Raw genomic sequence first — 26,772 nt, 5'->3', positions numbered from 1 at the left:
CTCGGCCGCGGACGCCGCCGCTGTCGGCCGAGTGATCGACGGCACGCTGGTCGGCGGCGCGACGGCTGCCGACGGCGGCGAATCGGCCGCTGCGGCATGCCGAGCCTCCAGGCCCGGTCGCGATACCGCCCACAACACGACGGCGAGGGCCACGGCGATGCCGCATACGGCCAGGGCACTGAGCTTCCGGGCTGCGGTCCGTTTACGGTGTTGACCAGGCATGATGTCGGCTACCGATTACAGTCGAGAATAGGTCACCGATACATTACGAAATGGTCGCGAAAATGTCACGCCGAGCGGGCGAAAGGTGCTCGGGTCCGCTGACAGGATCGAGTCCGAGTGTCCTGCTGTGCCGCGGAACGAGCTGACCAGGCCAGAAACCGGTAGAGAGCGCTGTAATGGTTCAGCTGAGGTGAGAAGTCAGTCGGGTCGACTGTCGGCTACCGCAGAAGATTGCGGGCCGGCGAGTCGGCCGACGGCGTGGAGGTGGCTCAGCGCTTGGCGGTAGGAGTCCAGGACGCTGGTCTCGCAGTAGGGCACCTCGAGTTCGACGCAGAACTGTTCGACCATCGGCTTGGCCCGGCGCAGGTTGGGCCGCGGCATGGACGGGAACAGGTGGTGCTCGATCTGGTAATTCAGTCCGCCGAAGGCGGCGTCGACGACTCGGCCGCCGCGGACATTGCGGGACGTGAGCACCTGCCGACGCAGAAAGTCTGCCGACTCGCCTTCGGCCAGTACCTCCATCCCCTTGTGGTTGGGCGCGAAAGTGCAGCCCATATAGAACCCGAACAGGCCCTGGTGCACAGCGATGAAGACGACCGCTTTACCCGGCGACAAGACCAGGAAGACCGCGGCGAGATACCCGGCGGCGTGCGCGGCCAACAGCGCGGCCTCCCAGACGCGGTTGGGTATCGCCCAGCGCAGCACCGCCCGGACACTCGCGTAGTGCAGACTGCCTGCCTCGAGCAACAACATCGGAAAGAACAGCCAGGCTTGATAGCGGAAAATCAACCGCCGGATGCCTTTGCCGGTCCGTGCTCGATGGCCGGAATGGGCCAGCACCCCCATCACGTCCGGATCCGAACCCTCGGTGTTGGGGTGAGCGTGGTGGCGGTTGTGATTACTTACCCACCAGCCGATGCTCACCCCGATGCCGAGATTGCCCGCGATCACACCGACCAAGTAGTTGGCCCGCCGACCGGCGAAGATCTGTCGGTGCCCGGCATCATGACCGAGGAACGCGAACTGCGCGAATACCACTGCCAAGAAAGCGGCAACCACCAGCTGCCACCACGAGTCGCCGACCATGACGAACACCGCCCACCCGGCAGCGAACGCCACCGCGGTGACCGCACTCTTCCAGACGTAATACCGCAACCGCCGATCCAGTAGCCCGGCTTGGCGCACTCGACGCAGCAACACCGCATACTCGCTGCCACGCGCCGGTCGGTTTTCCTTGATCTCGGCGGTCGGCGACGAAGCAACCGGCGCTGCTTGCGGTCCGTCCCGATCGATCGGGTCATAGTCCGCGAGCGCGGTTGTCGTGACGGAGGATGTCGGCATCGTCCGACCGGTAGAACCTTCGAGAACCACGGATTGCCTGCACATCCTGTTGTCACTGTTGGTTTCCGGGCTCGGACCGTTGTCCTTCCGTGCCCGGCGTCGACGACAGCAGGCTATCGGAAGTCGGCGCGGAAGACTCACCTGCCTCGAGAACTAGAGTGTCGCGATGAGACCACTGCGAGGTGAACGGATGTGCCGATCGACGACACATCCGCGTGACGATCGGGTTGCACAGACATCGGCAGGCGCGAGATGAGGAATTGTCCTATGGCCGAGACACTTCCGTGTCGGTTGTGCGAGTTACCGAGCGTCGGTAGTAGTCAGCACGCGGGCGTCGGCGGTGCCGTCCAGCCGCGCGCCGGCCTGAGGATAGGTCGGGTACTCGATGCCCGAGATGTACTGCACCGTCCGCACCACCTGGCACGAGTAGCCGAATTCGTTGTCGTACCAGACATAGAGAATCGCGGTGTCACCCTCGACGATCGTGGCATTGGCATCGATGATCGACGCTGCGCGCGATCCGATGAAATCGCTGGAAACCACGTCCGTGGCGGCGGTGTAATCGAGGTTTCGGCTCAACGGCCCGGCGAGCGAAACCCCGCGCAAGTAAGCGAGCACATCGCTCTTCGTCGTCTCCCGCTGAAGCTGCAGGTTCAGAATCGCGACCGAAACGTCGGGGGTGGGAACACGAATCGAGTTGCCGGTGATCTTGGCCTTGAAATCCGGCATAGCCTTCGCGACCGCGGACGCGGCACCCGTTTCGGTGAGCACGAGATTGAACGGCGCGGAACGACCGCGCCGGTCCGCCTTGTGATAGTTGTCCAGCAAGTTCTGGTCGTTGGTGAACGAATGAACCGTCTCCACGTGCCCGCGGATGATGCCGTACTCGTCGTCCATGGCCTTGAGCGGCGGAACGATCGCGTTGGTCGTGCACGAGGCGCACGAGAAGATTTGCTGCGACAGGTCCAGGCCGCGATGGTTCACGCCGTGCACGATATTCGGGATATCGCCCTTACCGGGCGCGGTGAGAACGACTTTCGCGATGCCGGGGCGCAGATGCTGCGACAGCCCGTCCCGATCACGCCACCTGCCCGTGTTGTCGATCAGGATCGCGTTCGTTATCCCGTACTCGGTGTAGTCGATCGTCGTCGGATCATCGCTGTAGATGAACTTGATCGTGTTCCCGTTCGCGGTGATCGTGTCGTTGCCGGTATCGACCTTGATCGTGCCGTTGAATGCGCCGTGCACCGAATCCCTGCGAAGCAGCGACGCTCGCTTGCTCAGATCGTCGTCGCCTCCCTTGCGCACCACCACGGCACGCAGGTTCAGCCCGTTGCCGGATCCGGCCTTCTCGATGAGCAGGCGAGCGACCAGGCGACCGATGCGGCCGAAGCCATAGAGGACGACATCCCTCGGGCCCGGGGACAGAGCCTTGTTGCCGTTGGTCACCTCGGCCAGCACCGCCGCGGTGAACTCGCGGATCGACAGTCCGCGATCGTCGGCGCGATAGGTCATGACCAACTGACCGAGATCGATCTTGCATGGCCCGAGATCCAGTTCACTGAGCACTCGCAGGAAGGGAAGAGTCTCGTCCACCGACAACTCCTCGCCTTCGATCTGCCGCGCGAAGCGGTGCGTCCGCAGGATGCTGATCACCGACTTGTTCACCAGCGACCGGCTGTGCAGCAGGATCGTCACGCCCTTGCCCCGATACAACGTGCCGATGATGGGAATCATTGCCTCGGCGGCGGCTTCCTGGGCGTTCCAGCGGTCGAGTTGTTCGGTAGTCAACGTAGGTCCTCGGATCTCCTCGATTTACACGCGTATCGATGCTAATCAGGGCCCCGATTTCACCGAGGCCGGATCCCCCCTCGTGAGATCGCCAGGTGGCGACCCCGAGCGAGCACCATCGTCCGAGCGGCGGGCGGCCTATCCGATATCGACTACTCGGGCCCATGCGGGAGGCGCGTCCGGAACGTAATCGGGGTCGTTTTCGCGCCACGAAGCGGCGTGCTGCCGACGGAACAGCCCTACCACCGTCCGGCACGGTGGCCGTGTGGTCGGCCAGGGTGTCTGGCCGTCGGTCAGCACCACGAGGACATCCGGGCGGGGGTGGGCTCGTATCGCCTTGGCGATGCCCGTGCGCAGGTCAGTGCCGCCGCCGCCCACCAGTGGTATCCGCTCGGCACGGCACAAGGGATGCACGATCCTCGCCGCCGCGTCGCACGGCAGCACGGTGACCAGGTCGCGGCGGCCGCCCACGGCACGGGCGATGGCGGCCACCTCGAGCAGCGCGCTGCCCAGTTCCGTATCACTGACCGACCCCGAGGTATCGATGAGCACCGAGACCCGAGGCGGCGTTCGCCGCAGACTCGGCAGCACTACGCCGGGCACCCCCGCCGAGCGCCGTGCCGGCCGGCCATAGGTGTAGTCCGCACCCGCACCGGCGACGCAGAACGCGGAGCGGAGAGCCGCTCCCAGCAGATCCCGCCACGGTTGCGGCGGATGGAACGCCTCTTCCGCCCAGCGCCGCCACCCTTTCGAGGCGTTCCCCGGACGGCCGATGATGCCCTGCGCCACCCGGAATCGGACGGCGTCTCGTTCGTGTTCGCTGAGTCCGTCCGCACCGTCGGGCCCGAGTTCCCATTCGCGTTCCAATCCGTCTGCGCCGCTGCCGCAGTCGAGCCACGCTATGCCCTGCGTAGTGGGTCCGAGCCGGAACTTGCGCAGGTAGTCCTCCATGAGCTCCCCCTCGGGCAACCCCAACGACTCGGGCGTGACAGCGTCATCGGGGCGGGTCAGCCCGTCGCCGAATGCGTCGTCGTTGATTTCGCAGTCCGCGGCGATGTTCATCCGCAGTCGTTCCGCCGGGCCGGTCAAGTCGTGTTGCCGGGCGAAGCGGTCACTGCGACCGTGATGGTCGCGCAGCAGATGCGACACCTCGTGCACCCACACCCCGGCCAGATCCGCTACCGAAGTCCGGTCCACGAACGCAGGCGACACGTAGCAGCGCCAGTGCCGGTCGACACCCATCGTCGGTACTCGGCGCGATTCGACGACGCACAGCGCGAACAGAGCGGTCGCCAAGTAGGGCCGGACCCTGGCGGCGTGCAATCGGGCGGCGAAGAGCTTGTCGCGGTCCAGCGGCCGCAGCGCGTTCGCGGTCATCGGCCTGCCTTCGCCGCGACACGGCCCGCTGCCCGATCCGCTTCCGTGGACACCGATACCACTCCGGCGAGTTCCTCGATGGCCGCGGGCACGTCCCAGTCGTCCTGGCGCAGCGTGGCGAGAGTGGTTGCGGGAACGACGATCAGATCCGGCGCCCCGGTTTCCGAAGCCTTGACCAGAAGCGCCCATGCCGCATCCCAGCGGGATTTCTCCGGCCGTTTGCGGACCGCAGCCACAACGCCGTCGAGCACAGCCTGCCGCAGATCCCCCCGCTCGGGCAGGACGGCTCCCGCCGGGTCGGCGAGCAGTACTTCCGGGTCCGGGAGGTCCATCCGGTCCAAGCTCGCCAGCAGCTCGAAGCCCGGCCCCTCGCCAACAGTGCCTCGGACCAGCTGGGAAAGCACATCCCGGGATGAACCGGCCGCGGTGGCGAAGGCGATCAGCCGCAATGTCATCTCCCAGCTTCGAGGCGACGGCCAGGGACCGCCTCGGCGGGTTTCGGTGCTGGGGAGTTGATGCACGAGAGCGGGACGAGCCGCCAGAAGCGCACACACCGCGCGGCGCGCGAAAGTCACAGCGTCGCCCAATCTTTCGGGTGCCAGCCGCGGTAGCGTCGCATGGGGCCAGGTCCCGCCGAGGCCCCGAACGACCACTTCGTGATCGTGGGCCCATTGCAGATGCACGAACCGGTTGGCCAGTGGCGGGCTCAGTTCCCAGCCATCGGCCGCCGAGGATCGCGGATTGGCCGCGGCGACGATCCGAACACCGGGCGGCAGTTGCACGGTGCCGATCCGCCGCTCCAGGACCAGACGGAGCAGGGCGGCTTGCACGGCAGGCGGGGCGGTGGACAGTTCGTCCAGAAACAGCAGTCCGCGCCCGGTCCGGACGAGCCGTACGGCCCAATCCGGCGGAGCCATCGGGACTCCGTGTTCCGCGGGATCGTCCCCGATGATGGGCAGGCCCGAAAAGTCGGACGGCTCATGGACACTCGCGATCACCGTGGTCAGCGGCAGGTCCAGGTCGGCGGCGAGCTGGGTCAGGGCCGCGGTCTTCCCGATCCCTGGTTCACCCCATAGGAGAACCGGCAGGTCGGCGGCCACGGCCAGCGCCAAGGCCTCCAGTTGGTTATCGGGGCGCGGTTCGGTGGTTACCTCGCGGAGCAGACTCAGCAACTCGTCGGCCACATCGAGTTGGGCGAGGCGGGCCGGATCGGCGGCCGTACGGACAGCAGTAAGCATGTGTGATCACCTGAAGGGGTTGCGTTGTCGAGTGGATGTGCGGCGAGGTCGCCGGGTCAGCGCGAGGTCGCGTTGCGGGGGTGCGCGCGGCGGTCGCGTGGACGGCGCACCGGAGGAACGCGCCCGATCCCTGGCTCGGACAGGCCCGCCTTGAACAGTCCATAGGTAATTCGTTGTCGCGCGAACGTTTCCAGTTCGTCGCGCAGAGCACCGTCGCGCAGTACCGCGTCGGGACCGAGCAGTCCCGCTACGATGGCCAGCGCGCCGGCGGTGTCGCCATGGTCCAAACGCTCACGGACACCGACCAGACAGTCCGGATGACGGTGCGCCTCATCGATGGCCTGCAGGCAAGGCAGTGGAGTGCCGGTCAGTGCGACCAGCAGTTCTTCCCGCCGGATCTCGGCCTGGTTATGGTCCAGCGCGGCCAGGAACCCGTCGACCAGCCCGATCCTGTGCTGTTCTCCCCTGCACTGCACCAGGCGCGGTTGACCTGCCCGGTCCAGGATGCGTGGCGCATCGTTCGGCGAGTAGTCGGGTACCAGTGCCGAGGCGACCAGCGGATGCAGCCGATCGGCCGCTATCGCGCCGGCACGAAGCAGTGCCAGATCGGGCAGCACCCAGGTCGCCGCGTCGGGCAGGACGGGCAGCGCGGAGACGCCGCCAACCGGGTATCCCGACGCGATCCGCACCATGGACGGTCCAGAACCGTTTCCGTCCACGTCGAGAACCAACCGTTGCCGGGCCCCGAACCGCACCACGAAAGTACCGCTACGCCGTCCCTCGGTGTGGCGCAGCATCTCCGCCTCGGCCGCCCAGCGGTCGACGGCGCAGCGGCGGACCTGCGGCACCGCGGCGAGCAGTTCGGCGGCCGGCATCGCGCAAGTATCCGCGTGCCGCTCGGCCCCGGACCGTGTGCGCAGCTCGCCGACTCTGCGCGCGTCCCACAAATGGCGATGGAGATCCAGGCGAAAACGCCGGTGTGGGCGAGGATGCGGATGGAGCCCGGCGCTGGTTCCGGCGGCGGACCCGTCCCACAGCGCGAGACTGATCCGCTGACCGGCGTCCGCCCAAGCCGGCGCGGTCCGAACGACAAGGTGCATGGGGCGTGCGCCGCCGCGCTGGTCCGGTGCCGTGTCGTACCGCGCCAAGGCGATGGTCAGACCCGGCCGCAACAACCCGTCCGGAGCGACTCTCGGCAGATGCCAGCGCAACAGGTCAGGAGCCAGATGGCGGAGATCGGCCCGGATTCGAGCCGCGAGTTCGTGCCCGTGGCTACGCGCCACCGACCGCACAGTGAAATCGACATCGAAGCCTGCCGCGGCACACGCGCCCGCCCAGTCCCCCACGCGACGGCGGGCGGTAGCAGTCTCGATCATGGAGGGCGGCACGGCGAATTCACGCACACGCAGCCAGAAGGAAAGGCGGGAGTCGTCCTCGTTCGCGATGTGAGTGAGCATCAGCACTCACCTTGTGCGAACGGAACCCCCAATCTTTGAACAGATGGAGTCATCATCGCGTTGATCATAACCTCCCGAACCGCCACCGGCCAGCCGAAGGGGCTCGGCGGCAGCTTCGCCGAACCGCTTCCACCCCCACAAGCACCCGCCAGACCGGTTGGTGCAGTTGATGATCAGCTAGTTTCCGGTGATACATCGACGCCACATCCCCCTGCGGCATCGCCCGGGGGACGACTGCACCAGCAGATCCAGTCGCCCCGGATGCGCCACTCGAGCCGTACGGCAACCGCCTACCGAATGAATCGGCGAATGTGATTCGGGAACGGGAGGTTTCGAGTGCGGCCACCACCTCATCGACGAGGAGCCGGCGAACCTCTCCTGAATCAGCAGGACCATTCTGGACCGGAGTCCCGTCACCGCCGAGAACTGAACACCATTGCGGCTGAGTGGTGCCGCTTCAGCTGCGGAAAGCGTGCGCACGGTGGAGTGCCTCGATCGCGTCGGTGAGTTCGGCGACCGGCCCGTCGACCACGGCGTCCGGCACGACCTCGGTGATCGGCAGCGCCGCGACCGGGGCACGCGGGACACCCCATTCCGCCAGCCAGGACACCAATTGACCGGACGACACGGCGTACACGATCCGCCCCAGGCCGACCCATCCGTGGCTCGCCGCGCACATCGGGCAGTGCTCGCCGGAGGTATAGACGGTGGCCGCGGCGCGCTCGTCAGGCGACAGATGTGCCGCGGACCAGCGAGAGATCTCGAATTCGGGATGACGTGTCGCGTCACCCGCCTTGATCCGGTTCCGATCCTCGAAGAGCACTTCCCCGTCGGCCGAGACCAGGAGCGAGCCGAACGGCTCGTCCCCGTCGTCGAGCGCCTCCCGGGCGAGTTCGACGCAGCGGCGCAGGTGCGAAAGATCCTCGGCAGTGATGGTCATCGCACCATCCTGGTAGCAGAAAGCGGGTGGGCCTTGCCGGAATCGACAAGGTCCACCCGCCGACGCGGTCGATCAGCTATCGCATCGGCGCCGGTCCGCATTCCTTGCCCATCAAATCGGGGAGGTGCGCCCATCCGGACGAGCAGTTCATGACCTCGCCGCCGTTCACCTGGAACGGCTGCGTGATCTCTCCACTCGCGGGCGCACCGTTCGACGGCGTGCAGTCCATAGCGGTCACCCTGCCTTCCCACACCGGCGAATGGGACGAACAGTTGTAGTTCCACATCTCCTGCGCCGTGGCGGTCGGCGGACAGAACAACAGCGCCGCCGCGGCGGCGAAAAACGGGGGAAGACCCAAACGAACGAGGCGTGTGGCTTTCATGACGATCTCCTTGTCCTGGTTCCGTGCGGTCTGAATCGGTAACCGCCCCGGACGAACAGTCCGAGTGGTAGCGAGCAGAAACTGCTTGGTGCTCAGGAGAGAACGTGCACACTGCGATAAGGACGCTACCCCCGGGATATCCGACCTGATGCGGAATGCCGACCGCTGTGACCATTCGGATATGGTGGCGCCCATCTCGGCTGCCGAGCCGGGCGAACGCCGAGCTCAGTGGGCATGCTTCCCGGGCGCGGCGCTGCCGCGGTACTCGCCGAGATCGGAGACGAGCTCCATGATTTCGGGCATGCCGTGCGACCATCGAGAGTCCGGGAGCCGTGGTTCACGGTTTCAGCACAACCTTGCCGACCACCGTGCCCGACTCCGCGAGCCGCACCGCCTCGGCGACCTCGGTGAGCGGCAACCGTGCGGCGACCTGTGCCCGCAATGACCCGGCCACCGCGAGATCGAACACCTGCCCGAGGTCCTCGGCGATCCGGGCGCGGAAGGCCGCGGCGTCGCGCTTGCCCGCCCACAGATTGAAGAAGTGCGCTCTGCGCTTGTTCGGCACCGCGTTCCACAGTTGCAGCCGGGCGAGCAGTTTCAGCACGGGAAGCCGGGAATCGCCTTCGACGTCGCGGGTAGCCGCGGTGCCGTAGGACACCAGGGTGCCACCGGGCGCGAGCAGCCGGAAGGAGTCCACGATGCCGGGGCCGCCGACGTGGTCGAACACGGCGTCAACACCGTTCGGCGCCAGCGCCCGGACCTGGGCGGGCACGTCGCCGCGGTAGTCCACCCACTGCGCGCCGAGCGCCCGGACCGCGTCCGCGTTGCGGGCCGACGCGGTGCCGATCACCGCGATACCGGCCGCGCGGGCCAGCTGCACCAGCGTGGAGCCGACGCCGCCGTTCGCGCCGTGCACCAGAATCGTCGCACCGCGCCGGGTTCCGGCGACCCGGTGCAGCATCTGCCACGCGGTGATCCCGTTGACGACCAGCGTCTCCGCTTCTGCCGGGTCGAGCCCGTCCGGCACCGGCACCAAGTCGGCGGCGTCCAGCAGCACGTGGCTGCGCCAGCCGCCGGTCTTGGTGAGCGCGGCGACCCGGCGGCCCCGCAGCGCCGCGTCCACTCCCGAACCCACGGCGACGACCTCGCCGACTAAGTCGTAGCCGGGCACGAACGGGAACGGCGGCTGGTCGTAGTACTTGCCACGGCGCATCTGCTGCTCGGCGAAGGAGACTCCAGTGGCCTCTACCCGCACCAGCGCCTGCCCCCGACCGGGTGGCGGCAGTTCGCGCTGCCGCACCCGCAGTCCGCTCGGTTCGACTTTGCCGGGCAACACGATCTCGGTAACTGTCACGTTCGGTGTGCTCATCTCGGAACCTCCTAGTGTGTGATTGATCAATCACTCTGTGGGTAAATGGCGACTTCGCCGCTCAGGACGTCGATTACATGCGGTTCGGGTGCCGGATCCCCTTGGTGAGCATTGCCGCCCACTCTCCTGCGCTCGCGTCGATGTCGAGCGTGGTGATCAGATGACAGAGCTGGCCGTAGGCGATGAAGCGCTGGACCTGCTCGGCGCTGCCGCCGGACCGCTCCGCGGCGAACGCGGTGACCCGTTCGAGCCCGCTGCGCATAGCGGCGGCGATTTCCGGGATGTCGGCCGCGGACTGGGCGTGCACCTGCACCATGAGCAGTCTGTTGTCCGCGATGAGTTCGGCGTAGGCGCCACCCATTCGATACAGGATCGCATCCGGGTCGGTCTCGCCCGGCCGGGACGCACCGGCCGACAGCGCTTCCTCGATCAGTTCGAAGGCGCGATCGAGCGCGGCGACGAACAGCGATACCTTGCCGGGGAACAACTTGAAGACGTACGCGGGCGAGATCGATGCGCGTGCCGCGACGCTCGTGATCGGCGTGCCGTGATAGCCGGTGCGGGCGAACTCGTCGATCGCGGCGTCGACGACGGCCTCGCGCCGGAGTTCCGCCGTGGAAAGAGTGGCACGTCTGCTCATGTGAGTGACTGTACACTCACTGCTCGAGTTCGCGCAACGGCGCCCGAGGCGGTCGCCAGATGACCTTCTGCCCTGTCGATACCTTCGCCGCCGTCGAATGATGATCGGAGTAGCGAACACGCCACCGCAATAGAAGGAGATGCATCATGACGACCGCGCGGACCATCATGCGGCCCGACGTACAGCACATCAGTGTTCGAGAAACCATGGAGGCAGCCGCCCAACGCATGCGGCAGCTCGACATCGGCGCACTGCCCATCTGCGACGGCGAATGCCGTCCCGTCGGCATAGTCACCGATCGGGATATCGTCGTGAAGGTGGTCGGTGTCGGCGCGAATCCGAAGACCACCACCGCCGGCGAATTGGCGCAGGGCGCCGACCGACTGCACACCGTCGATATCGACACCGATGTGCGCGACGTGCTGGTCCTCATGGAGCAGCAGCGGATCCGTCGGCTCCCGGTCACCGACAACGGCATGCTGGTCGGCATCATCACCGAGGCCGATCTGGCCCGCAATCTGGCCGATAGCACCGTCGGCGAATTCGTCGAGGCGGTCTGCGCGGCCCATCTGCCCGCCACCGAGAAAGTGTGAGGATCCGACGCGTCGGCCAGCCCGTCGAAAACTGTCTCGGAGAGGTGCAACGCGGGCAGCATCGCGACAATGATGCAGTAGGAATGCCGAGGCCGATATCATCGATACCGCGACCTTTTCACAATGCTGATCCTCCATAGCGAACGCGATTCATCCGTGCGGGAGGTGGTCGGTGAACGGCATAGCGTTCGGTCGCTACCGGTTGCACGAGTTGATCGGCGAAGGCGGCATGGGCCAGGTATGGCGGGCCTATGACACCGCTACCGACCGCATCGTGGCGATCAAATTGCTGCCCGAGCGCTGTGCGATTGATCCCAGCTTCCGGGAGCGGTTCCGACGCGAGGCTCACGACACCGCTCAACTGCGCGAACCACATGTGGTCCCGATCCACGGCTACGGCGAGATCGAAGGCCACCTCTATCTCGATATGCGCTTGATCGATGGCGACGACGCGAGAACCCTGCTCAACCGCGATGGTGCGATGGAGCCTGCGACAGCGGTTGGGGTGATCTCCCAAGTCGCGGCGGCACTGGATGCGGCGCACGCTCAAAGTCTGGTACACCGCGACGTCAAACCATCCAACCTGTTGGTCACCGATACCGGCTTCGTCTATCTGATCGACTTCGGTATCGCGCGCTCGGCCAGCAATACCCCGCTGACCAGCACCAGCACGATGATCGGAACCTTGGCCTACATGGCTCCGGAGCGATTCACCAGCGGGGTCGCCGACGCTCGGTCCGACGTGTATGCCCTTACCTGTGTGTTGTGCGAATTCTTGACCGGAATACCGCCCTACCCGAGCACCAGCACGGAACAACAGGTCGCGGCGCACCTGACCGCAGCACCCCCGGCGCCGAGCATGCGGCGGCTCGACCTACCGGTCGGGTTCGACGATGTCATCGCCCGGGGCATGGCGAAGGACCCGGACGACCGCTACCAGACCGCCGGAGAGCTGGCAGCCGCCGCCGAACACGCTCTCACCACTGCTCCTGCGGTTGCCGCCGGAAGCGCTCCCCGAGCCGGCCCCGCTTCGGTGCCCCCCGGCTTCGGAGATCTCCGCGATCGGCCCGGGCCGCCGTCGCCGGTACCCCCCACAGAGCCGTACGCGGAGCAAAATTCCACGATCAACGCTGGACCTCCCGTAGATCTGCCCGGTCTTCAGCCCATCCGATCCGAATCGGGCGGGATCCCACGTGGCGGCACCGCACCGCCTCGAGGTAAACGGCCTGTCGTGGGGGTAGTGGTGACCGTGGTCGCCGCGTTCATCGCCGCGGCCCTAGGAGCGGGTATTTGGTGGCTGACCCGGCCATCGAAGCCGGAAGCCGCTTTCGACGGCAAATACGAAGTCACCTACACGCCCAAAACTCTCAACGGGAAGCCGGACAACAGTCCCCCACAAGAAAGGACATGGTCAGTCCGATCCGACTGCCCATCGCACGGCGAACGCTGCGTGGCCTCGATAACCAGCCAGAGCACGTCCGAGCGGGAGACAGCCCCGGCCAGGTTCAGCGCGGACTATCGCGACGGCACGTGGACGATCACAAGAGACATACGGGCCCGCCCCGACCCCGATTGCGAAAGTCCGATCACCAAGGTGCCGCAGAACGTCCCGGCATGGCAGAGACTCGAATTCCGACCCGGCATCCCGGCGTGGACCGGAAACTCATTCAGTTTCGTCGGCGGCCCTTGCGCGTACACCCAACAACAAGAGATGAAGCTTTCCCGCGTCGGCGAGATCGATCCGAAGGTCGACGTCGTCCCCCCCGAAACCATCCCCGACCGCGGTCCCAGCCCGACCATCGCGCCGATCAGCGGCTCCTACGACGTAACCATCACGTATACCGCGACACCAGACGTTCCCAATCCCCCACCGCCGAGCAAGTTCCGGCAGCAATACAACACCCTGTGCATGCGTGAGGGCGACCGCTGCGCCGCAACGACGGACACAAATTCCGGCACAGATCCGCGCAAAGATCCACGCGCCGTCTTCGCTCCGATGTTGAGGCTCGAGGGCGGGGTCTGGCGGACCGATTACAGCATCCCCTTTCCCTGCTTCGCGGAATCGAACGAGCCGCACACCATCGCGACATTCAATTGGGATTTGTTCGCGTCCGACGTGGGCCCCGACCCCACCGAATTCTTGACCGGTACATGGACCCGCGAGAAATCGGATCCTTGTCCCGAGACCAGCCGTGCCACGGTCGAAATGCGGCGGGTCGGCTCGACCGGCGGGCGGCCCGCTGTCGCAGGCAGCAATGCGGACCAGCAGCCCCATCCGTCCGCGGCTCCGGCGATCGTCGCAATCCGCTTACCCAAGGGCAGCGATGGATTTCGAGACCCACACCTCGGTCAAACGATCAGATAACAACGACAAGAGCGGTCCGGCCGAGGAATTCCAGCTCGCTCCGCGCCGCACCGCTCGAGATGGAGGCGGACATGACCACAGGCGATGCGGATTGGTCCAGGCCGGCGGCGATGGCCCTGCCGAAGGAGGGGTTCTTCGAGCTAGAGCAAGGCCGGTACGGGCCGGTCTTTCCCCGCACACCCGCCAATTACGGCTTCTCGATCATCGCGCGGGTCAAACCCGGCCGCGAGGAGGCGATCCGGGAGTACGGCAAGCAAATCGAGGCCGCGGTCGCCGAAGATCCCACTGTGCTGGCGCCGCTCCGGCTGCATTACTTGCGGTGGGTACTGTTCGACATCGGCGACGGGTTGTGTTTCCAATATCAGGGGATCTTCGATACCGACTTCGACAAGTACGTCGAGGATGCTATCGCCTTGTTCCTGTCGACGGGCATCACAACCGTATTCGTGAACCTCGAAGGGTTCCCCGAAGACTGGAAGACCAATACCGATGCGGTGGTCGGGTTCTTTCGTGAGCATCAATTCCCGAGCTTCCTGGAGTACGGTGAGTACCCCTATGTGACCGCGGACGAGGTCAAGAAGGCGCTGCGCGTGAAGGCGGCATTTTCCGACATGCTCGACCAGATGCAGTAGGGACCGAGAGGTTTGCCGATGCTCGAACTCGACGACATCCAGCACATTCTGCTGACTCGCGTCCCAGCGCTGACCGGACGCTACGAGTTCCTGTCGTTCGCCAGTGCCACCGGTGGGCGGGCGTGGCTGTCGGCCATGGTCGACCGCGTGGCCTCGGCCGCCGACGCACAACGCTCCGTGACCACCGACCGCCGATGGGTGACACTCGCGTTCACCTGGACCGGCCTACGCGCACTCGGCGTGCCCGAACAGTCACTGGCAACGTTCCCCGAGGAGTTCCGCCAGGGCATGGCAGCGCGGGCCGCCATCCTGGGCGACACCGGGACCGCTCACCCCGACCATTGGGTCGGTGGATTGGCGGGCGACGATCTACACGCGATCGCGATCCTGTTCGCCCACGACGACGCCGAACGCGCTCGCTGGGTGCACGAGCACCAGCAGCTGCTCGGCCGCTGCACCGGAGTGACGGTGCTGTCGTCGCTGGACCTCGCGGCCGTTCCGCCGTTGGAGTACCCGCACGACCATTTCGGCTACCGCGACAGGTTGTCGCAGCCGGTGATCGAAGGCTCCGGTGAGCAGCCCACACCGGGCACGGGTGCCCCGATCAAGGCCGGCGAGTTCATCCTGGGATATCCCGACGAGGACGGTCCTCCGGTGGGATTGCCGCAACCGGAGGTGTTGTCGCGCAACGGCAGCTACATGGCCTACCGGCGCTTACAAGAACACGTCGGGCGATTCCGCGAGTTCCTGGCCGAGCACACCGACACCCCGGAGGAACAGGAGTTGCTGGCCGCGAAACTCATGGGCCGCTGGCGCAGCGGCGCTCCTCTGGTGCTCGCCCCCGAGCGGGACGATCCCGAACTCGGGGCAGATATGCGGCGAAACAACGATTTCAACTACAAACAGATGGACCCCTACGGGTACGCCGTGCCTTTGGGCTCGCACATACGCAGGCTGAATCCCCGCGACACCGCGGTGAACATGCAGCGGCGGCGCATGATCCGCCGCGGCGCCACCTACGGACCGCACCTCCCCGAAGGCGTTTCCGAGGACGGCGCCGAGCGCGGAATCGCGGCCTTCGTGCTGTGTGCCAGCCTGGTGCGCCAATTCGAATTCGCCCAGAACGTGTGGATCAACGACAAGACGTTCCACGAACTCGGCAACGAGCGGGATCCGATCATCGGCAACCAAGACGGGACCCTGGAATACAAGATCCCCAAACGTCCGATCCGCAAGACCATCAGAGGATTACCGGCGTTCACAACTCTCAGGGGTGGCGCGTACTTCTTCATGCCCGGTGTTCGCGCACTGCGCTACCTCTGCACCCCTACCGACAACGAGGTGGCACCATGAGCACCGTCACCCAGGCACGCACCTACAACCAATCTCAGCTGCCACGCACCTACACTCCCGGCAGACGCCGGTTGAGCATCTACTGGACGTGGAGTTATCCCTGGGAGGCACAGCGCGATCCCGCCGCGCTCGACAACCGCTTCTCCACCATGACCGAGGTGCGCCAAGCGGCTTGGCCTGCCTACGAGACGCCCGAGTACGACGCCGCGCACTTTCTGCAAGGGATCGCCGGAACGCTGGAATTGTTCCACCGCTCCACCCTTACCTTCCAGCAGATCGCCGGAGAGGCCACCGGTCACCCCGTCGCGGTCTTCCAGCGCATCGATCAAGCCGGGTTCGAACTGCCCCTCGACGAACGCATTCTGGCCGACACCGATACTCTCATGATCTTCGGCCTCGACCACGTTCTCGGTCAGGCAGAAGCCGCGCCCGACGAGATCGCGGCCCTCGACGAATGGCTTCGACGCGAAGGCACCTGTCTGCTTTTGGCGCCTCATCACGACGTGGGTTGCACCGATGACCTCCAGCAACGCCAAGTCGAATTTCAGCACCACGGCGACCCGCTGGTGCCGCGCCAACAACGCTTCAGCGCCTACACCCGCTCACTGATGAAAGCCCTCGACGTTCCGGTGCACAACATGTACGGACTCCGACCCGCCGTCGCCGAAGGCACGAAATCCATTGCGCCCCTGTCCACATTTCCTGACCTCGACGACTTGCACCTGCTCGACAACGTCACCACATTCAACTTCCACCCCCACCTCCCGCACTATCACCTCACCGCGCCCGCAAGCGCATCCGTGCGCCTGCTCGCCCGGCAACCCATCGACCTCGACCGACCCCACCCCTTCACCGCCGAAGGCAACACCGAATTCAACACCGCGATCTGGCTGCCGCCCACCGACCGACGCGCAGGCGACATCGTCATGATCGACTCCACCAACTTCACCACCCTGTTCGGAGGAACCGAAAGCCTCATCAACCTCTGGAGCAACTTCGCCCTCATGAAGTGACCGCGCACCACACCGACGCGGTCTACCTCCTGCCGGCCAGGGGCCATCCGCCCACGGCGTTCGGCGGCCATCTGCCGCAGTTCCGCTTCGCTACGTGGGCGTCGATGTCAGCAATTGGTAGGGGCGAGCTCTCCGCGGGCCCGGCCTTCGAGCCACAGCAGCACCGCAGGCGCACCCAATACCGCAGGGGCCAAATGTTCCAGCGCGGAGGGCAGTTCAACCGACGGCACCAGCACCGTCTGCACCCGCACCCCGGCCGCGCACCAGCGGCGGACGGTATTCTCGATCGCACCGAGCGGAATCTGCTGGTCCTTCGGCGAATGCCATTCGAGGATCGGGTTTTCCGGCATACCGGGATAGAGCTCCAGGCTGTTCTCCTCCACCACCGAGCGGGCTTCGCGGCTGTCGACGATCGAGGTGTTGTCGAGGTACTCCCGAGCGCTGCCGTCGACGCCCGCGGTGAGGATGTCGTTGCTGCAACTGTTGGCCATGTCCTGAGCGACCGCGAGGCCGCGCGGGTTGAGATACGAGCTCGTCGGCAGTCGGTCCGGGTACTCCCGCTCCAGACCGATCGCCGCCGCCATGGCCAACCCGAACGAGGGGTGCCGGTCCAGGCCCAGTGTCTCGGCCATCGTCATCAGATTCATCGGGGCACCACCGATGGCCGCACCCGCGAGTTTCAGCTCCGGTGCGTATGCCGGCTGCAACGCGGCCGCCCATGCGGTGGCCAGGCCACCGCCGGAATAACCGGCCATGACCGCGGGGCTGTGCTCCACGGCGAGTGCGGGTAGCCGCTTCACCGCACGGATGCCGTCCAATACGACATGGCCACCCAAACGCGCTGCCCCGAGAGCGAACTGCGGTCCGAGGTGATCCGGCAGCGCCACAGTCCAGCCCTGGGCCAGCGCCACGTTCAAGATCGGCGTGGTCGCCACCAGGTTCAGATCGTCGCTGTACAGCTTGTGCGATATCGCGCAGCCGGTGCCGAGCGCGTTGATGAAGTGCTGATACGACAGCAGCGGCCCGCCGGGCTGTCGGGCGAAGGGAGTCAGAACCGTCGTAGTCGCCGCGATCGGCGCTCCATGCGAGTCGGTGGACCGGAACTTGACCAGCGTGACAGTGGCTGCGGGGAAGATCGCCAGCGCGGGCAGTGCCCGCACACCCAGCACATCCCCTGCTTCGTGTGCCGCCAGATCCGCCGGGGCGGCATAGAACGGGTCCGGATCGGGCAGTGGATACAGCGGTTGCGCGGTTGCCGTCGTCGCCAAGAGCAGCCCGAGTGCCACACCGCCGATCGCACCGCTGCGCCTGCTGCCGGGCAAGAGAAACCGCCGGATCACGATCTTCTACCTCCAGTAGTTCGCGCATTTGTCGACCGGCCAGCCTGCATTCAAATCCGACGCTGCGGGCTGACCTTCAGCGACACGCCGGACGGAAATCTGAAACGGTAGGAATCGAGATGTGCACGCGCTGTCACACACGCGCGAAGTCGGCAAGGTGTCGGGTGGCCCATTCGCGGAACGAGGTCGGCCGCACGCCGGTGACTTCCTGCACCGTCGGATGCACGACGGAGGTGAACGACTCCAGCGCGGTGGCTCGCAGTGCCATGATGGCGTCGGCCATGATCTCGGAAAGTCCGTGGTCCAAGATCGCCTGACGGGCGGTGGCGGGCTCGACTTCCAGGAACCGTAGCGGCCTGCCCAGCACGTCGGCGAGTACGGCGGTCATCTCGGCGGGGGTCAAAGCCTCCGGTCCGCTGAGCCGGTAGGTTCGCCCGTCATGACCGTCGGTGGTGAGCACGGTGGCGGCGACGGAGGCGATGTCGTGTTCGTCGACGACCGCGATGCGGCCGTGGCCATAGGCGGCGAACACGCTGTCGCGGTTCCGGATCGAGTCGGCCCAGTGCAATGCGTTGGCCATGAACCCGAGCGGGCCGAGGATCGTCCACGGAATGCCGCTGTCGCGCAGTGCCTGTTCACCGCGGCGATGCCAGCTCGGGATGGGGTCGGTCGCGGTGTCGTCGCCGGTACGCCCGGAGGACAGCTTGACGACATGCGCGACATCGGCGCGTACGGCTTCGCGCATCAGGTTCGCGTCGTGGGTTGGGATGTCGGGGCCGGTGGAAAGCAGGAACACGCGGTCCACCCCGCGCAGCGCCGCGGCGATGCTGCCGCGATCACCCAAGTCGCCCGCGACGACGTCGACGGCAGCGGGAAGACCGGCGGCGGCGGGCCGACGGGTCATCGCGCGCACGGGCACCTTCGCGGCGACGAGTCGGTCGACGAGCGAGCGGCCGACAGTGCCGGTGGCGCCGGTAACCAGAATCATGAGAGTCCCTTCCGTTGATCGTTGTCGTCACGTCCTGTCCGACGACGGGACCCAGCATCGGCCCGGAGCCCCCGCCAGCTCCATCCACAGGGAGATATCGGTGGAAATTTTCCATTGAAGACGGAATGCTGAAAGAAATGACCGTGATAGACGAGCTGGACCGGGGCATCGTCCATGCGCTGCACATCGATGGCCGCGCAACGTTCAGCCGTATCGGCACGGTGCTCGGTGTGTCGACGCAGACGGTGGCCCGGCGCTACCGGCGACTGCGCGCCGAGGCCGGGTTGCGGGTGGTCGGGCTGAGCCGTCTCGACCGCGACGACCACACCCGCTGGCTGGTCCGCCTCGGCGCCACCACGACGGCAGCCCGGACACTCGCTCATTCCCTCGCCCGACGACCCGACACCTCATGGATCAAACTCCTGTCGGGTGGCACGGAAATCCTTCTCATCCTTCGCATGCCGCACCAGGCGGACGCGGCACATCCGCTGCTGCTGCAGGAGATCCCCCGCACCGCCGGTATCACGACCGTGTCGGCTCACTATGTGCTCCACACCTATTTGGGCGGTCCGACGCCGTGGCACGGACAAGTCGCAACCCTCACCGAGCACCAGCAGCGACAACTCACACCACCCCATCACGACGCGCTGTCCGCACGCCGGCTCTCCAGCGCCGACGATGCCCTGTTGTCCGCGCTGCAAGCCGATGGACGGGCCGGGCTGGCCGAGCTGGCGGCAGCCACCGGATGGTCCCCGGCGACGGTCGCGCGCCGCCTGGCCGATCTACGGGCGCAGGGCGAGATCTTCTTCGATGTCCAGGCCGACGACACCCGGTTCGGCGCCACCACCCAGGCACTGCTGTGGATGTCGGTCGCTCCCGCGCGGCTCGACCAGGTCGGCCTCGAGTTGGCGCGGCATCCCGAACTCGCCTTCGTGCTCGCCACCACCGGTCCGAGTAACCTTGTGGCCCAAGCGATGTGCCCGAATCCCAGCGCCTTGCACCATTACCTGACCCGCCGCCTCGGCAGCGACGACGCCATTCGAACACTGGAAGTGACACCCGTACTCGCCACGGTCAAAGCCGCGGGTCACGTCATCACCGAAGGCACCAGGCACGGCACAGCCAGCCGTCGTTCGAAAAGCGCGGCGAATTCGAAGTGAGGCGCCCGTGCCGCAGCCGCATCCCGCATCCGCGCAATGCCCCGAGGTGGTCGTGCATCCGGCGCGCCGGGCGCGGGTCCACAACAGACCGATCGCACCGGCGACAATAAGGGCGATGCCCAGCGACTCCAGCCACGAAAGGCTCACCAACGCCACCCCGCCGCCGAAGATTCCGGCGGCGACCAGGACTGGAAGCGCGCAGCATCCGACACACAGAAGCGCGCCCAGCCCGATCGGTACCCACCAGCGTCGCGTCCGCGTGCGCTCAGCACCCACACTCGCCTCCTTCACCGGCGGAGTCGGAGGTGAACGGTACTGGGCAACAAGGGCTTTCGCTGCAGGCAAGCAAGTCGTCACAACCTGCCTCCAATGCGGCATGCAAGGTGTCGCGCACCGCGGTCAGCTCGGTGAGTTTCGCATCGATCTCGGCCAATTTGGCCGCCGCGCGCGCTTGTAGCCCGACAGCAGTACGGCGACCCGATCGGGCGGCGGCCAAAAGCTCGGCCACCTCGTCGAGGGTGAACCCCAGCCGCTGGGCCGCCTTGATCACACGCAACACCGTGACGGACCGCTCCGGATACAGTCGATGCCCGCCGAGAGACCGCTGCGGTTCGGCGAGCAGACCGCGCCGCTCGTAGTACCGCAACGTCTGAGTGTTCACCCCGGCGGCCGCGGCCAGCTCGCCGGTGCGCAATCCGGTCAAAGCCGATCGCCGCCGATCCAGGCGTCCGCCCGCGCGGCCAGCGCGTCGAGGACCGCGGCCTGATTGTCGGGAACGGCGATACGCATCACCGGACCGTCCTCGGTGGCGTCGAAGCCGAAGGTGAAGAACGAGCAGCAACCGGACTCGCGCGCGGCGAGGTCACGGCCCTCCTCCTCCGCCTCGGCGGCCAGTAGGAGATTCAGTCGCGTGCGCGCGGGCCGATCCGTGCGCCGCACCGATCCGGTGATGAAACGGTCGAACTCAGCGACTCGTACCGACTGTTCTACGGTGGGCAGTGTGCACGAGTCCGGTACCCAATCACCGGTCGGGGGCGTGATCGTCATGCCCTCACGGTAAGCCCGTACCCAGGTACAAGATGCAACCTCGAACCGCGGAAACGTGCGTGCGCCCACCATTCCGCACTGCCGTATTCCAGCGTTCGCGCGTCCGGTGAATTCGATGCTTCAGTTCGAAGTGCTACGGATGTTCGGTCCGTTGCACCTGTTCGTTGATGAGGGTGTCGTCGTCAGCCGGCGGCTCGGGGTCATGCCACTCTTCTGCTCGGCTGGAACGATTGCCTCGTATCGTGCCTTCCAACTCGTGGGCCAACTCGTCGTCGTGTACGGGACCGTGCTTGGTATTTCCTCGTTCCATGGGATCTTCTCCTGTTGCGGTTGCTGGACACCGGCGCGCTAGCGGTGGCGTAAAAGGGTGGCGACCCCTTCCCGGGGTACGACAGCACCTTCGACGGGCACGATCGAGCCACCCTGCAGCAATGTGACCACCGGCAACGCTTCGTCCGCGCGGTAGGTGCGAGACGATGTCGCATCATCGATCCACTGCGCCGCGGTGATGCCGCGAAGCAATTCCGGATCGAGTTCGACGGATCGGTCCCCCACGGTGTCCGGATCGATCAGCAAAGTATCGGCGTTCGCCGCCAGCAGCGCCGAGACCGTCTGGGGCAGCCCCTCGACGGCCAGGCCGTCGGCCCTGCCCCGCGCGGTATTCAGTTGCTCGACGACCTGTCCCTGGTGCTGCCGTGCCTGCGTCCGCACCGCTTGCTGCACCTGCGCTTCCAGCGCGGCGGAGTCAGCACCCGCGGCCCGGGCACCGGCCTCGACCTCGACGATCCGAGCGGTAGGCGAATCGAGTGCCTTTGCCAGCGCTGCGCGGGCGCCGACCTCACCGACCAGCACGATGACCTGCGCTCCGACGCGATCCGCGAGATCGCGGACCGCCGTGGCGGCCTCCCCGACGTTCCGGCGGACCACTTCCTCTACCCGGCGCTGCATCGAAAGGTGTGCCCACCCTCCGCCGTGATGGATCTTGTGCACCGGATGCGCGGTGCCTTCGGCGGTCATCTCGATCAGGTTCTCGTCCTCGTCGACGCCGTACAGATCGCAGCCGACACGGTCGACGACCGCGATCACATGCGGCACCTCACGGGACTGCTGCTCGATGAGAGGCAACAGATACGGAAGCGCCGACACCCGCACTGTGTCGCGTGCGGGCGGCTCGGCGAGCATGTGATCGACGAGGACGCTGTCCGAATCGGCGATCAGCAGGCGGCCTGCACGCCCTTTCTCCGCCTTGACTTTGCTGATCGCGTCGTCGAGTAGCGTCAGCGTCTTCTCGGGAACGTGCTGGGCGGCCAATTGCTCGCGGATCGAGCGCCACCGTAACGCTTTTTGCTGCTCGGCGTCTTCGGTGTTGTGCGAGGCGTCGACGCAGAGCGAGACGAACGGGCCCCGCCGTTGCGCTATTTCTCTGAGATTCGTGCCATACACATCCGGCGCGTACCCGGTTCGGCGTGCACGAATCCGAATCCGCGCGTGCGTTCGGAATACGCTCCGAACGGTGGTTTGGCCGACCCAGGCCCGGGTAGTCGCCACGCGTCCGCCGGGACAACCGACTGGAGGTGAAGCCATGGCCGAAACCGTCATCGACGACGAGCTGTGGGAGGAATTCCACCGCCTGGTCAATATGTCGTCCCGGCAGTTGCGCGACTGGCTGCGCACCGAAGGTGCCGGTACCGGCACCGAAACGGAACCCGATCGCGCGGGTCCGGAGATCGGCCGGCGCATCCTTGCGGTTCTCGGCAAACGTCGTACCGACCTCGATGCCGACGACATCGCGGTGATGCGCCGGGCCGTGGACGAGATCACCGCGGCGCGCGGTGCGGAAGCAGAGCGCGAGCCGCGCGCGGGCAGAGACGACTGGCGCAGGCATCTGATGTCACTCGGACACGACCCACTCCAGCCGTCGTGAACTCCGCATCGCGAGTCGAGCGGACGGGTGTGCGCTCTGCAAGCTGACGGCGAGGAGGGTGCTTCGATGAAAGCAGTGGTGTGGCACGACGTGGGAGATATCCGGCTCGACGAAGTCGATGATCCCAAAATAGTGGAACCGACCGATGCGCTTGTGCGGATCACGACCTCGGCTATCTGCGGTACCGATCTCCATCTCGTGCGCGGCACGATGCCGGGCATGCAGCCGGGAACAGTGCTCGGGCACGAGGCTGTCGGAGTGGTGGAGGAGACCGGGGCAGCGGTGCGCGGGTTCAGCCAGGGCGATCGGGTCGTAGTGTGCTCGACCATCGCATGCGGGACCTGCTCCTACTGTCGTTCGGGCTACTTCGCCCAGTGCGATACCGCGAACCCGAACGGACCGCAGGCGGGAACCAGTTTCTTCGGCGGACCGGAGAGCACAGGCCCCGTCGCGGGGCTGCAGGCCGCTTACGCGCGCATCCCCTTCGCCGCCACGACGCTGGTGAAAGTCCCGGATTCGGTGTCCGACGAACAGGCGATCATGGTCTCCGATGTGCTGCCGACCGGCTGGTTCGGCGCCCGATTGGCGCAAGTCGGGCAGGGCGACACGGTACTGGTGCTCGGTGCTGGCGTGGTCGGGCAATGCGCGATCGCCGCAGCGAAGCGTCGAGGCGCGGCACGGGTGCTGGTCGTCGACGGTATCGCCGATCGTCTGGCGACCGCTCGCGCGCAGAACGCCGAGCCGATCGATTTCAATGCCGAGGATCCGGTGGCAACGGTGCGCGAGCTGACCGGCGGTATCGGAGTGGACAGGGTGATCGACGCGGTCGGTGTGGATGCCCAACGCCCGAAGTCCGGACCGGCCGCACAGAATCTTCCGGTTTCGGATTCGACGCTGGAAGCCGAGCGCGAGAAGGCGGCCCCGCAGGGCAGGACCGAGGGCGCGCGGTGGTTGGCCGGCGACGCGCCCAGCTTGGCGGCGCGGTGGGCACTCGAGGCAGTCGCCAAAGCCGGTAGCGTCGGCGTCATCGGAGTCTATCCGCCGAATTTCGACGCTTTCCCGATCGGCGCCGTGGTCAACCGCAATCTCACCGTTCAGGGCGGCAACTGCAACCACCGCCGCTACGTCCCCGGCCTGTTGGGCAGGGTGGCCCGGGGCGACATCGATCCGACCGCCTTCATCACCCAGCGCGCCGACCCGGTCTCGATCATCGAGGCCTACGAGACGTTCGACCGGCGCGAAGACGGCTGGCTGAAGACGATCGTGCCGATGTGAGGTGTGTAGCGATGCTGAAGTCGATCCTCCGCGGCGCCGCGGCGGGAGCCGCGGGCACGACCGCGTTGAACGCCGTCACCTTCCTCGACATGATCGCGCGCGGCCGACCACCGAGTCGCACGCCCGAACAGAGCGTCGAGCGCATGACCGACAGGTTGGGCGTGCAGGTGCCCGGTGACGAGGAACAACGGCGCAGCCGGATTTCCGGCGCGGGTGCGCTGCTGGGCACGGGGACCGGCGTTTCGGTCGGCTGTGCCTACGGTTTCGCCCGTTCCATGAAGTGGCAGCCGTCGATTCTCGCCGCCAGCACGGTCAATACCGCCACGGCCATGTCCGTCACGGCGCTATCGCTTCTCAACTTGGGTGTTTCCGATCCGCGCCGATGGACACGTTCCGACTGGCTCAGTGATCTCGTGCCACATCTTGCGTACGGGCTGGTCACTTCCCTCACCTACGCCGCCATGGCCGACAGTCGTTCGACCTCGCGGCGACGTCGGCAGTGGCCGTGGGCATGACCCCAGCGGTGCCGGCCATCTCCGTGATGGGTTCGCGACTGCGCGGAGCCGGGTCGGCGAGCCTGTGCCGGTCAACCCGCCCTGCTGTCCGAGTTCGTCTGCGTGCTGGTCGAATCGATGACGACGATATCCAGTTCGCCTGACGAGTACCGGGCGCGCAGGGCTTTCTTGTCGAATTTGCCGACACTGGTCTTGGGTACTTCGGGCAGGAAAGTCCAGCGCTCGGGCAGTTGCCATTTCGCTGTCCTACCGGCCAAGAACGCACGCAGCACGCCCGCGTCCGCCTCCGCTCCGGCCCGCAACGCGGCGGCGACGACCGGTCGCTCGTCCCATCTCTCGTCGGGTACGCCGAACACGGCGGCCTCGACGACGTCCGGGTGCGCCATGATCGCGTTCTCGAGCGCGACCGACGAGATCCATTCGCCGCCGGACTTGATGATGTCCTTGGCTCGATCGACCAGGGTGAGGTAGCCGTCGGCGGTGATGGTCCCGACGTCACCGGTGCGCAGCCAGCCGTCACGGAACGCGTCGGAGCCGACCGTGCCCGCATCCGGCGAGTAATAGGACGCGGTGATCCAGGGCCCCCGAACCTCCAGCTCCCCCACGGCTTTTCCGTCGCGGGGCAGCTCCGCGCCGTCATCGCCGACGAGGCGCGCTTGCACCGTAGCGGGGAAGCGTCCCTGGGTGACCCGGTAGGCGTAGGCGTCTTCGCCCTCGGTTCCGGGTGGCGGCCACGCGACGCAGCCCAGCGGCGAGGTCTCGGTCATCCCCCATGCCTGAATGATGCGCACTCCGTGGCGGTCCTCGAAGGCGCGCATCAGTTGCGGCGGCACGGCCGAGCCTCCGACCACGACCGCTCGCAGGTGGCCGAGGTCCTGCGGGGCGGCGTCGACCGCGGCGAGCACACCGTTCCACACCGTCGGTACGGCGGCGGCGAAACTCGGGCGTTCGGCTGCCATGAGTTCCAGCAGCGGCGACGGCTGCAGGAAGCGGTCCGGCATCACCAGCGAGGCGCCCACCATGAGCGCGGCGTAGGGCAGGCCCCACGCGTTGGCGTGGAACAAGGGGACGATGGCCAGCACCCGATCGCCCGTCCTGATGCCCATGCCGTCGGTGGTGCAGGCGTGCATGGAGTGCAGCCAGTTCGAACGGTGCGAATAGACAACGCCTTTCGGGTCACCGGTGGTGCCGGAGGTGTAGCACATCGCGGCGGCGGATCGTTCGTCGAGCAGGGGGAAGTCGAACGTGGACGAATGTCCGGCCAGCAGCGTGTCGAGTTCGTGTACCGCCACCCCCTCGGGTGCGCGCAACGCCGCCGCGTCACCGTTGGCGACGATGACGTGGCGGACCGTACGCAACTGCGGCAGCACCTGCGTGAAGGCGGGCACCAGCGAACCGTCGACGATCACCGCCTTGTCCCCCGCGTGATTCGCGACGAAGGCGATCTGTTCCGGGAAGAGACGGATATTCAGGGTGTGCAGCACCGCGCCCATGGCGGGTACGGCACAGTAGGCGAGGAGGTGTTCGTTGTTGTTCCACATGAAAGTGCCCACTCGGTCGCCGCGGCCGATTCCCAGCGCGGTGAGGGCGTGCGCGAGTTGGGCGGCCCGATCACCGAGTTCGCGGTAGGTCAGTACCCGCGACCCGCTGCCCGTCCAGGTGCGGACCGTGGCATCGGCGTGCACGGTGGTGGCGTAGCGCAGCAGCGTCGCCAAGGAAAGGGGTTCATCCTGCATGGTGCTCGGCATCGGCAGGTCGTGCTCGTGGTAAGTCATTTCGTGCTCGTCTTTCTCGAAGAATGCCCGGCCGA

General features: G+C 66.5%; 24 protein-coding genes. 9 read left to right on the top strand and 15 right to left on the bottom strand.

Annotated features, from left to right (window positions below; all coding sequences use genetic code 11):
* Nucleotides 1-420 precede the first annotated feature (420 nt).
* From ACWESM_RS32165 to ACWESM_RS32125, 9 genes are all read right to left on the bottom strand, one after another.
* The gene (locus tag ACWESM_RS32165) at nucleotides 421-1,563 is read right to left on the bottom strand and encodes a fatty acid desaturase family protein (RefSeq protein ID WP_397277769.1); all 1,143 of its coding nucleotides are present in this window, start codon (nucleotides 1,561-1,563) and stop codon (nucleotides 421-423) included.
* A gap of 300 nt (nucleotides 1,564-1,863) precedes the next feature.
* The gene (locus ACWESM_RS32160) at nucleotides 1,864-3,354 is read right to left on the bottom strand and encodes a glyceraldehyde-3-phosphate dehydrogenase (protein WP_364426136.1); all 1,491 of its coding nucleotides are present in this window, start codon (nucleotides 3,352-3,354) and stop codon (nucleotides 1,864-1,866) included.
* Between the two features lie 138 nt (nucleotides 3,355-3,492).
* Entirely contained in the window at nucleotides 3,493-4,731 is a 1,239-nt protein-coding gene (locus ACWESM_RS32155) for a vWA domain-containing protein (RefSeq protein ID WP_452494986.1), read from the bottom strand.
* A complete protein-coding gene (locus ACWESM_RS32150) occupies nucleotides 4,728-5,969 on the bottom strand; it encodes an AAA family ATPase (RefSeq protein ID WP_452494985.1) in 1,242 nt (413 codons plus the stop codon). The genes ACWESM_RS32155 and ACWESM_RS32150 overlap by 4 nt, the downstream gene beginning before the upstream one ends.
* A 56-nt stretch (nucleotides 5,970-6,025) precedes the next feature.
* The gene (locus ACWESM_RS32145; RefSeq protein ID WP_364426142.1) at nucleotides 6,026-7,426 is read right to left on the bottom strand and encodes a hypothetical protein; all 1,401 of its coding nucleotides are present in this window, start codon (nucleotides 7,424-7,426) and stop codon (nucleotides 6,026-6,028) included.
* Nucleotides 7,427-7,883: 457 nt separating this feature from the next.
* Nucleotides 7,884-8,366, bottom strand: coding sequence for a nucleoside deaminase (locus tag ACWESM_RS32140; RefSeq protein WP_364426144.1), 483 nt, complete (start codon nucleotides 8,364-8,366; stop codon nucleotides 7,884-7,886).
* Nucleotides 8,367-8,442: 76 nt separating this feature from the next.
* Nucleotides 8,443-8,748, bottom strand: a complete 306-nt coding sequence (locus ACWESM_RS32135) for a hypothetical protein (RefSeq protein WP_364426146.1) — start codon at nucleotides 8,746-8,748, stop codon at nucleotides 8,443-8,445.
* A 337-nt stretch (nucleotides 8,749-9,085) separates the two neighbouring features.
* On the bottom strand, nucleotides 9,086-10,117 hold the full coding sequence (locus tag ACWESM_RS32130) for a medium chain dehydrogenase/reductase family protein (RefSeq protein ID WP_397277779.1): 1,032 nt from the start codon (nucleotides 10,115-10,117) through the stop codon (nucleotides 9,086-9,088).
* Nucleotides 10,118-10,190: 73 nt separating this feature from the next.
* Nucleotides 10,191-10,757, bottom strand: a complete 567-nt coding sequence (locus ACWESM_RS32125; protein WP_397277781.1) for a TetR/AcrR family transcriptional regulator — start codon at nucleotides 10,755-10,757, stop codon at nucleotides 10,191-10,193.
* 146 nt (nucleotides 10,758-10,903) lie between these two features.
* On the opposite strand from ACWESM_RS32125, the gene ACWESM_RS32120 reads away from it, so the two are divergent.
* The 5 genes from ACWESM_RS32120 to ACWESM_RS32100 all read left to right on the top strand — a co-directional run bounded on the left by ACWESM_RS32120 (nucleotide 10,904) and on the right by ACWESM_RS32100 (nucleotide 16,713).
* A complete protein-coding gene (locus ACWESM_RS32120; RefSeq protein ID WP_364426151.1) occupies nucleotides 10,904-11,350 on the top strand; it encodes a CBS domain-containing protein in 447 nt (148 codons plus the stop codon).
* A 172-nt stretch (nucleotides 11,351-11,522) separates the two neighbouring features.
* Nucleotides 11,523-13,715, top strand: coding sequence for a serine/threonine-protein kinase (locus ACWESM_RS32115; RefSeq protein WP_452494983.1), 2,193 nt, complete (start codon nucleotides 11,523-11,525; stop codon nucleotides 13,713-13,715).
* Between the two features lie 71 nt (nucleotides 13,716-13,786).
* Entirely contained in the window at nucleotides 13,787-14,347 is a 561-nt protein-coding gene (locus ACWESM_RS32110) for a hypothetical protein (RefSeq protein ID WP_397277786.1), read from the top strand.
* Nucleotides 14,348-14,365: 18 nt separating this feature from the next.
* Nucleotides 14,366-15,700 carry a Dyp-type peroxidase gene (locus ACWESM_RS32105; protein ID WP_364426155.1) on the top strand — a complete coding sequence of 445 codons (1,335 nt, stop codon included), beginning with the start codon at nucleotides 14,366-14,368 and terminating at the stop codon, nucleotides 15,698-15,700.
* On the top strand, nucleotides 15,697-16,713 hold the full coding sequence (locus ACWESM_RS32100; protein WP_452494980.1) for a hypothetical protein: 1,017 nt from the start codon (nucleotides 15,697-15,699) through the stop codon (nucleotides 16,711-16,713). The genes ACWESM_RS32105 and ACWESM_RS32100 overlap by 4 nt, the downstream gene beginning before the upstream one ends.
* Before the next feature lie 107 nt (nucleotides 16,714-16,820).
* Here ACWESM_RS32100 and ACWESM_RS32095 read toward each other — a convergent pair whose 3' ends face one another.
* Together ACWESM_RS32095 and ACWESM_RS32090 are read right to left on the bottom strand one after the other, a co-directional pair.
* Entirely contained in the window at nucleotides 16,821-18,053 is a 1,233-nt protein-coding gene (locus tag ACWESM_RS32095) for a lipase family protein (RefSeq protein ID WP_355073821.1), read from the bottom strand.
* Between the two features lie 133 nt (nucleotides 18,054-18,186).
* Nucleotides 18,187-19,041 carry an NAD(P)H-binding protein gene (locus ACWESM_RS32090; protein WP_452494978.1) on the bottom strand — a complete coding sequence of 285 codons (855 nt, stop codon included), beginning with the start codon at nucleotides 19,039-19,041 and terminating at the stop codon, nucleotides 18,187-18,189.
* A gap of 137 nt (nucleotides 19,042-19,178) precedes the next feature.
* Here ACWESM_RS32090 and ACWESM_RS32085 point away from each other — a divergent pair, with 137 nt between their 5' ends.
* Complete coding sequence (locus ACWESM_RS32085) at nucleotides 19,179-20,201, top strand: Lrp/AsnC family transcriptional regulator (protein WP_355073825.1); 1,023 nt, start codon at nucleotides 19,179-19,181, stop codon at nucleotides 20,199-20,201.
* A gap of 265 nt (nucleotides 20,202-20,466) precedes the next feature.
* Here the strand turns inward: ACWESM_RS32085 and ACWESM_RS32080 are convergent, their stop codons facing one another.
* The 3 genes from ACWESM_RS32080 to ACWESM_RS32070 form a co-directional block, all read right to left on the bottom strand.
* Nucleotides 20,467-20,904: a MerR family transcriptional regulator gene (locus ACWESM_RS32080; protein ID WP_364426164.1), complete on the bottom strand. Its 438-nt coding sequence runs from the start codon at nucleotides 20,902-20,904 to the stop codon at nucleotides 20,467-20,469.
* A complete protein-coding gene (locus ACWESM_RS32075) occupies nucleotides 20,901-21,248 on the bottom strand; it encodes a hypothetical protein (RefSeq protein ID WP_452494976.1) in 348 nt (115 codons plus the stop codon). Before ACWESM_RS32075 ends, ACWESM_RS32080 begins: the two co-directional genes overlap by 4 nt.
* Before the next feature lie 348 nt (nucleotides 21,249-21,596).
* Nucleotides 21,597-22,691 (bottom strand): Rv2629 family ribosome hibernation factor, encoded by a 1,095-nt coding sequence (locus tag ACWESM_RS32070; RefSeq protein WP_452494974.1) that lies wholly within the window; start codon nucleotides 22,689-22,691, stop codon nucleotides 21,597-21,599.
* A gap of 139 nt (nucleotides 22,692-22,830) precedes the next feature.
* On the opposite strand from ACWESM_RS32070, the gene ACWESM_RS32065 reads away from it, so the two are divergent.
* The 3 genes from ACWESM_RS32065 to ACWESM_RS32055 all read left to right on the top strand — a co-directional run bounded on the left by ACWESM_RS32065 (nucleotide 22,831) and on the right by ACWESM_RS32055 (nucleotide 24,962).
* Entirely contained in the window at nucleotides 22,831-23,172 is a 342-nt protein-coding gene (locus ACWESM_RS32065) for a DUF3140 domain-containing protein (RefSeq protein WP_452494972.1), read from the top strand.
* Between the two features lie 66 nt (nucleotides 23,173-23,238).
* Nucleotides 23,239-24,447: an alcohol dehydrogenase catalytic domain-containing protein gene (locus ACWESM_RS32060; RefSeq protein WP_452494971.1), complete on the top strand. Its 1,209-nt coding sequence runs from the start codon at nucleotides 23,239-23,241 to the stop codon at nucleotides 24,445-24,447.
* Nucleotides 24,448-24,458: 11 nt separating this feature from the next.
* Nucleotides 24,459-24,962 (top strand): hypothetical protein, encoded by a 504-nt coding sequence (locus tag ACWESM_RS32055; RefSeq protein WP_397277798.1) that lies wholly within the window; start codon nucleotides 24,459-24,461, stop codon nucleotides 24,960-24,962.
* A gap of 71 nt (nucleotides 24,963-25,033) precedes the next feature.
* Here ACWESM_RS32055 and ACWESM_RS32050 read toward each other — a convergent pair whose 3' ends face one another.
* Nucleotides 25,034-26,710: a long-chain fatty acid--CoA ligase gene (locus tag ACWESM_RS32050; RefSeq protein WP_397278066.1), complete on the bottom strand. Its 1,677-nt coding sequence runs from the start codon at nucleotides 26,708-26,710 to the stop codon at nucleotides 25,034-25,036.
* Nucleotides 26,711-26,772: the final 62 nt, after the last annotated feature.

Source organism: Nocardia sp. NPDC003999, assembly GCF_053604885.1.
This window is presented reverse-complemented; position numbering and strand designations above follow the sequence as displayed.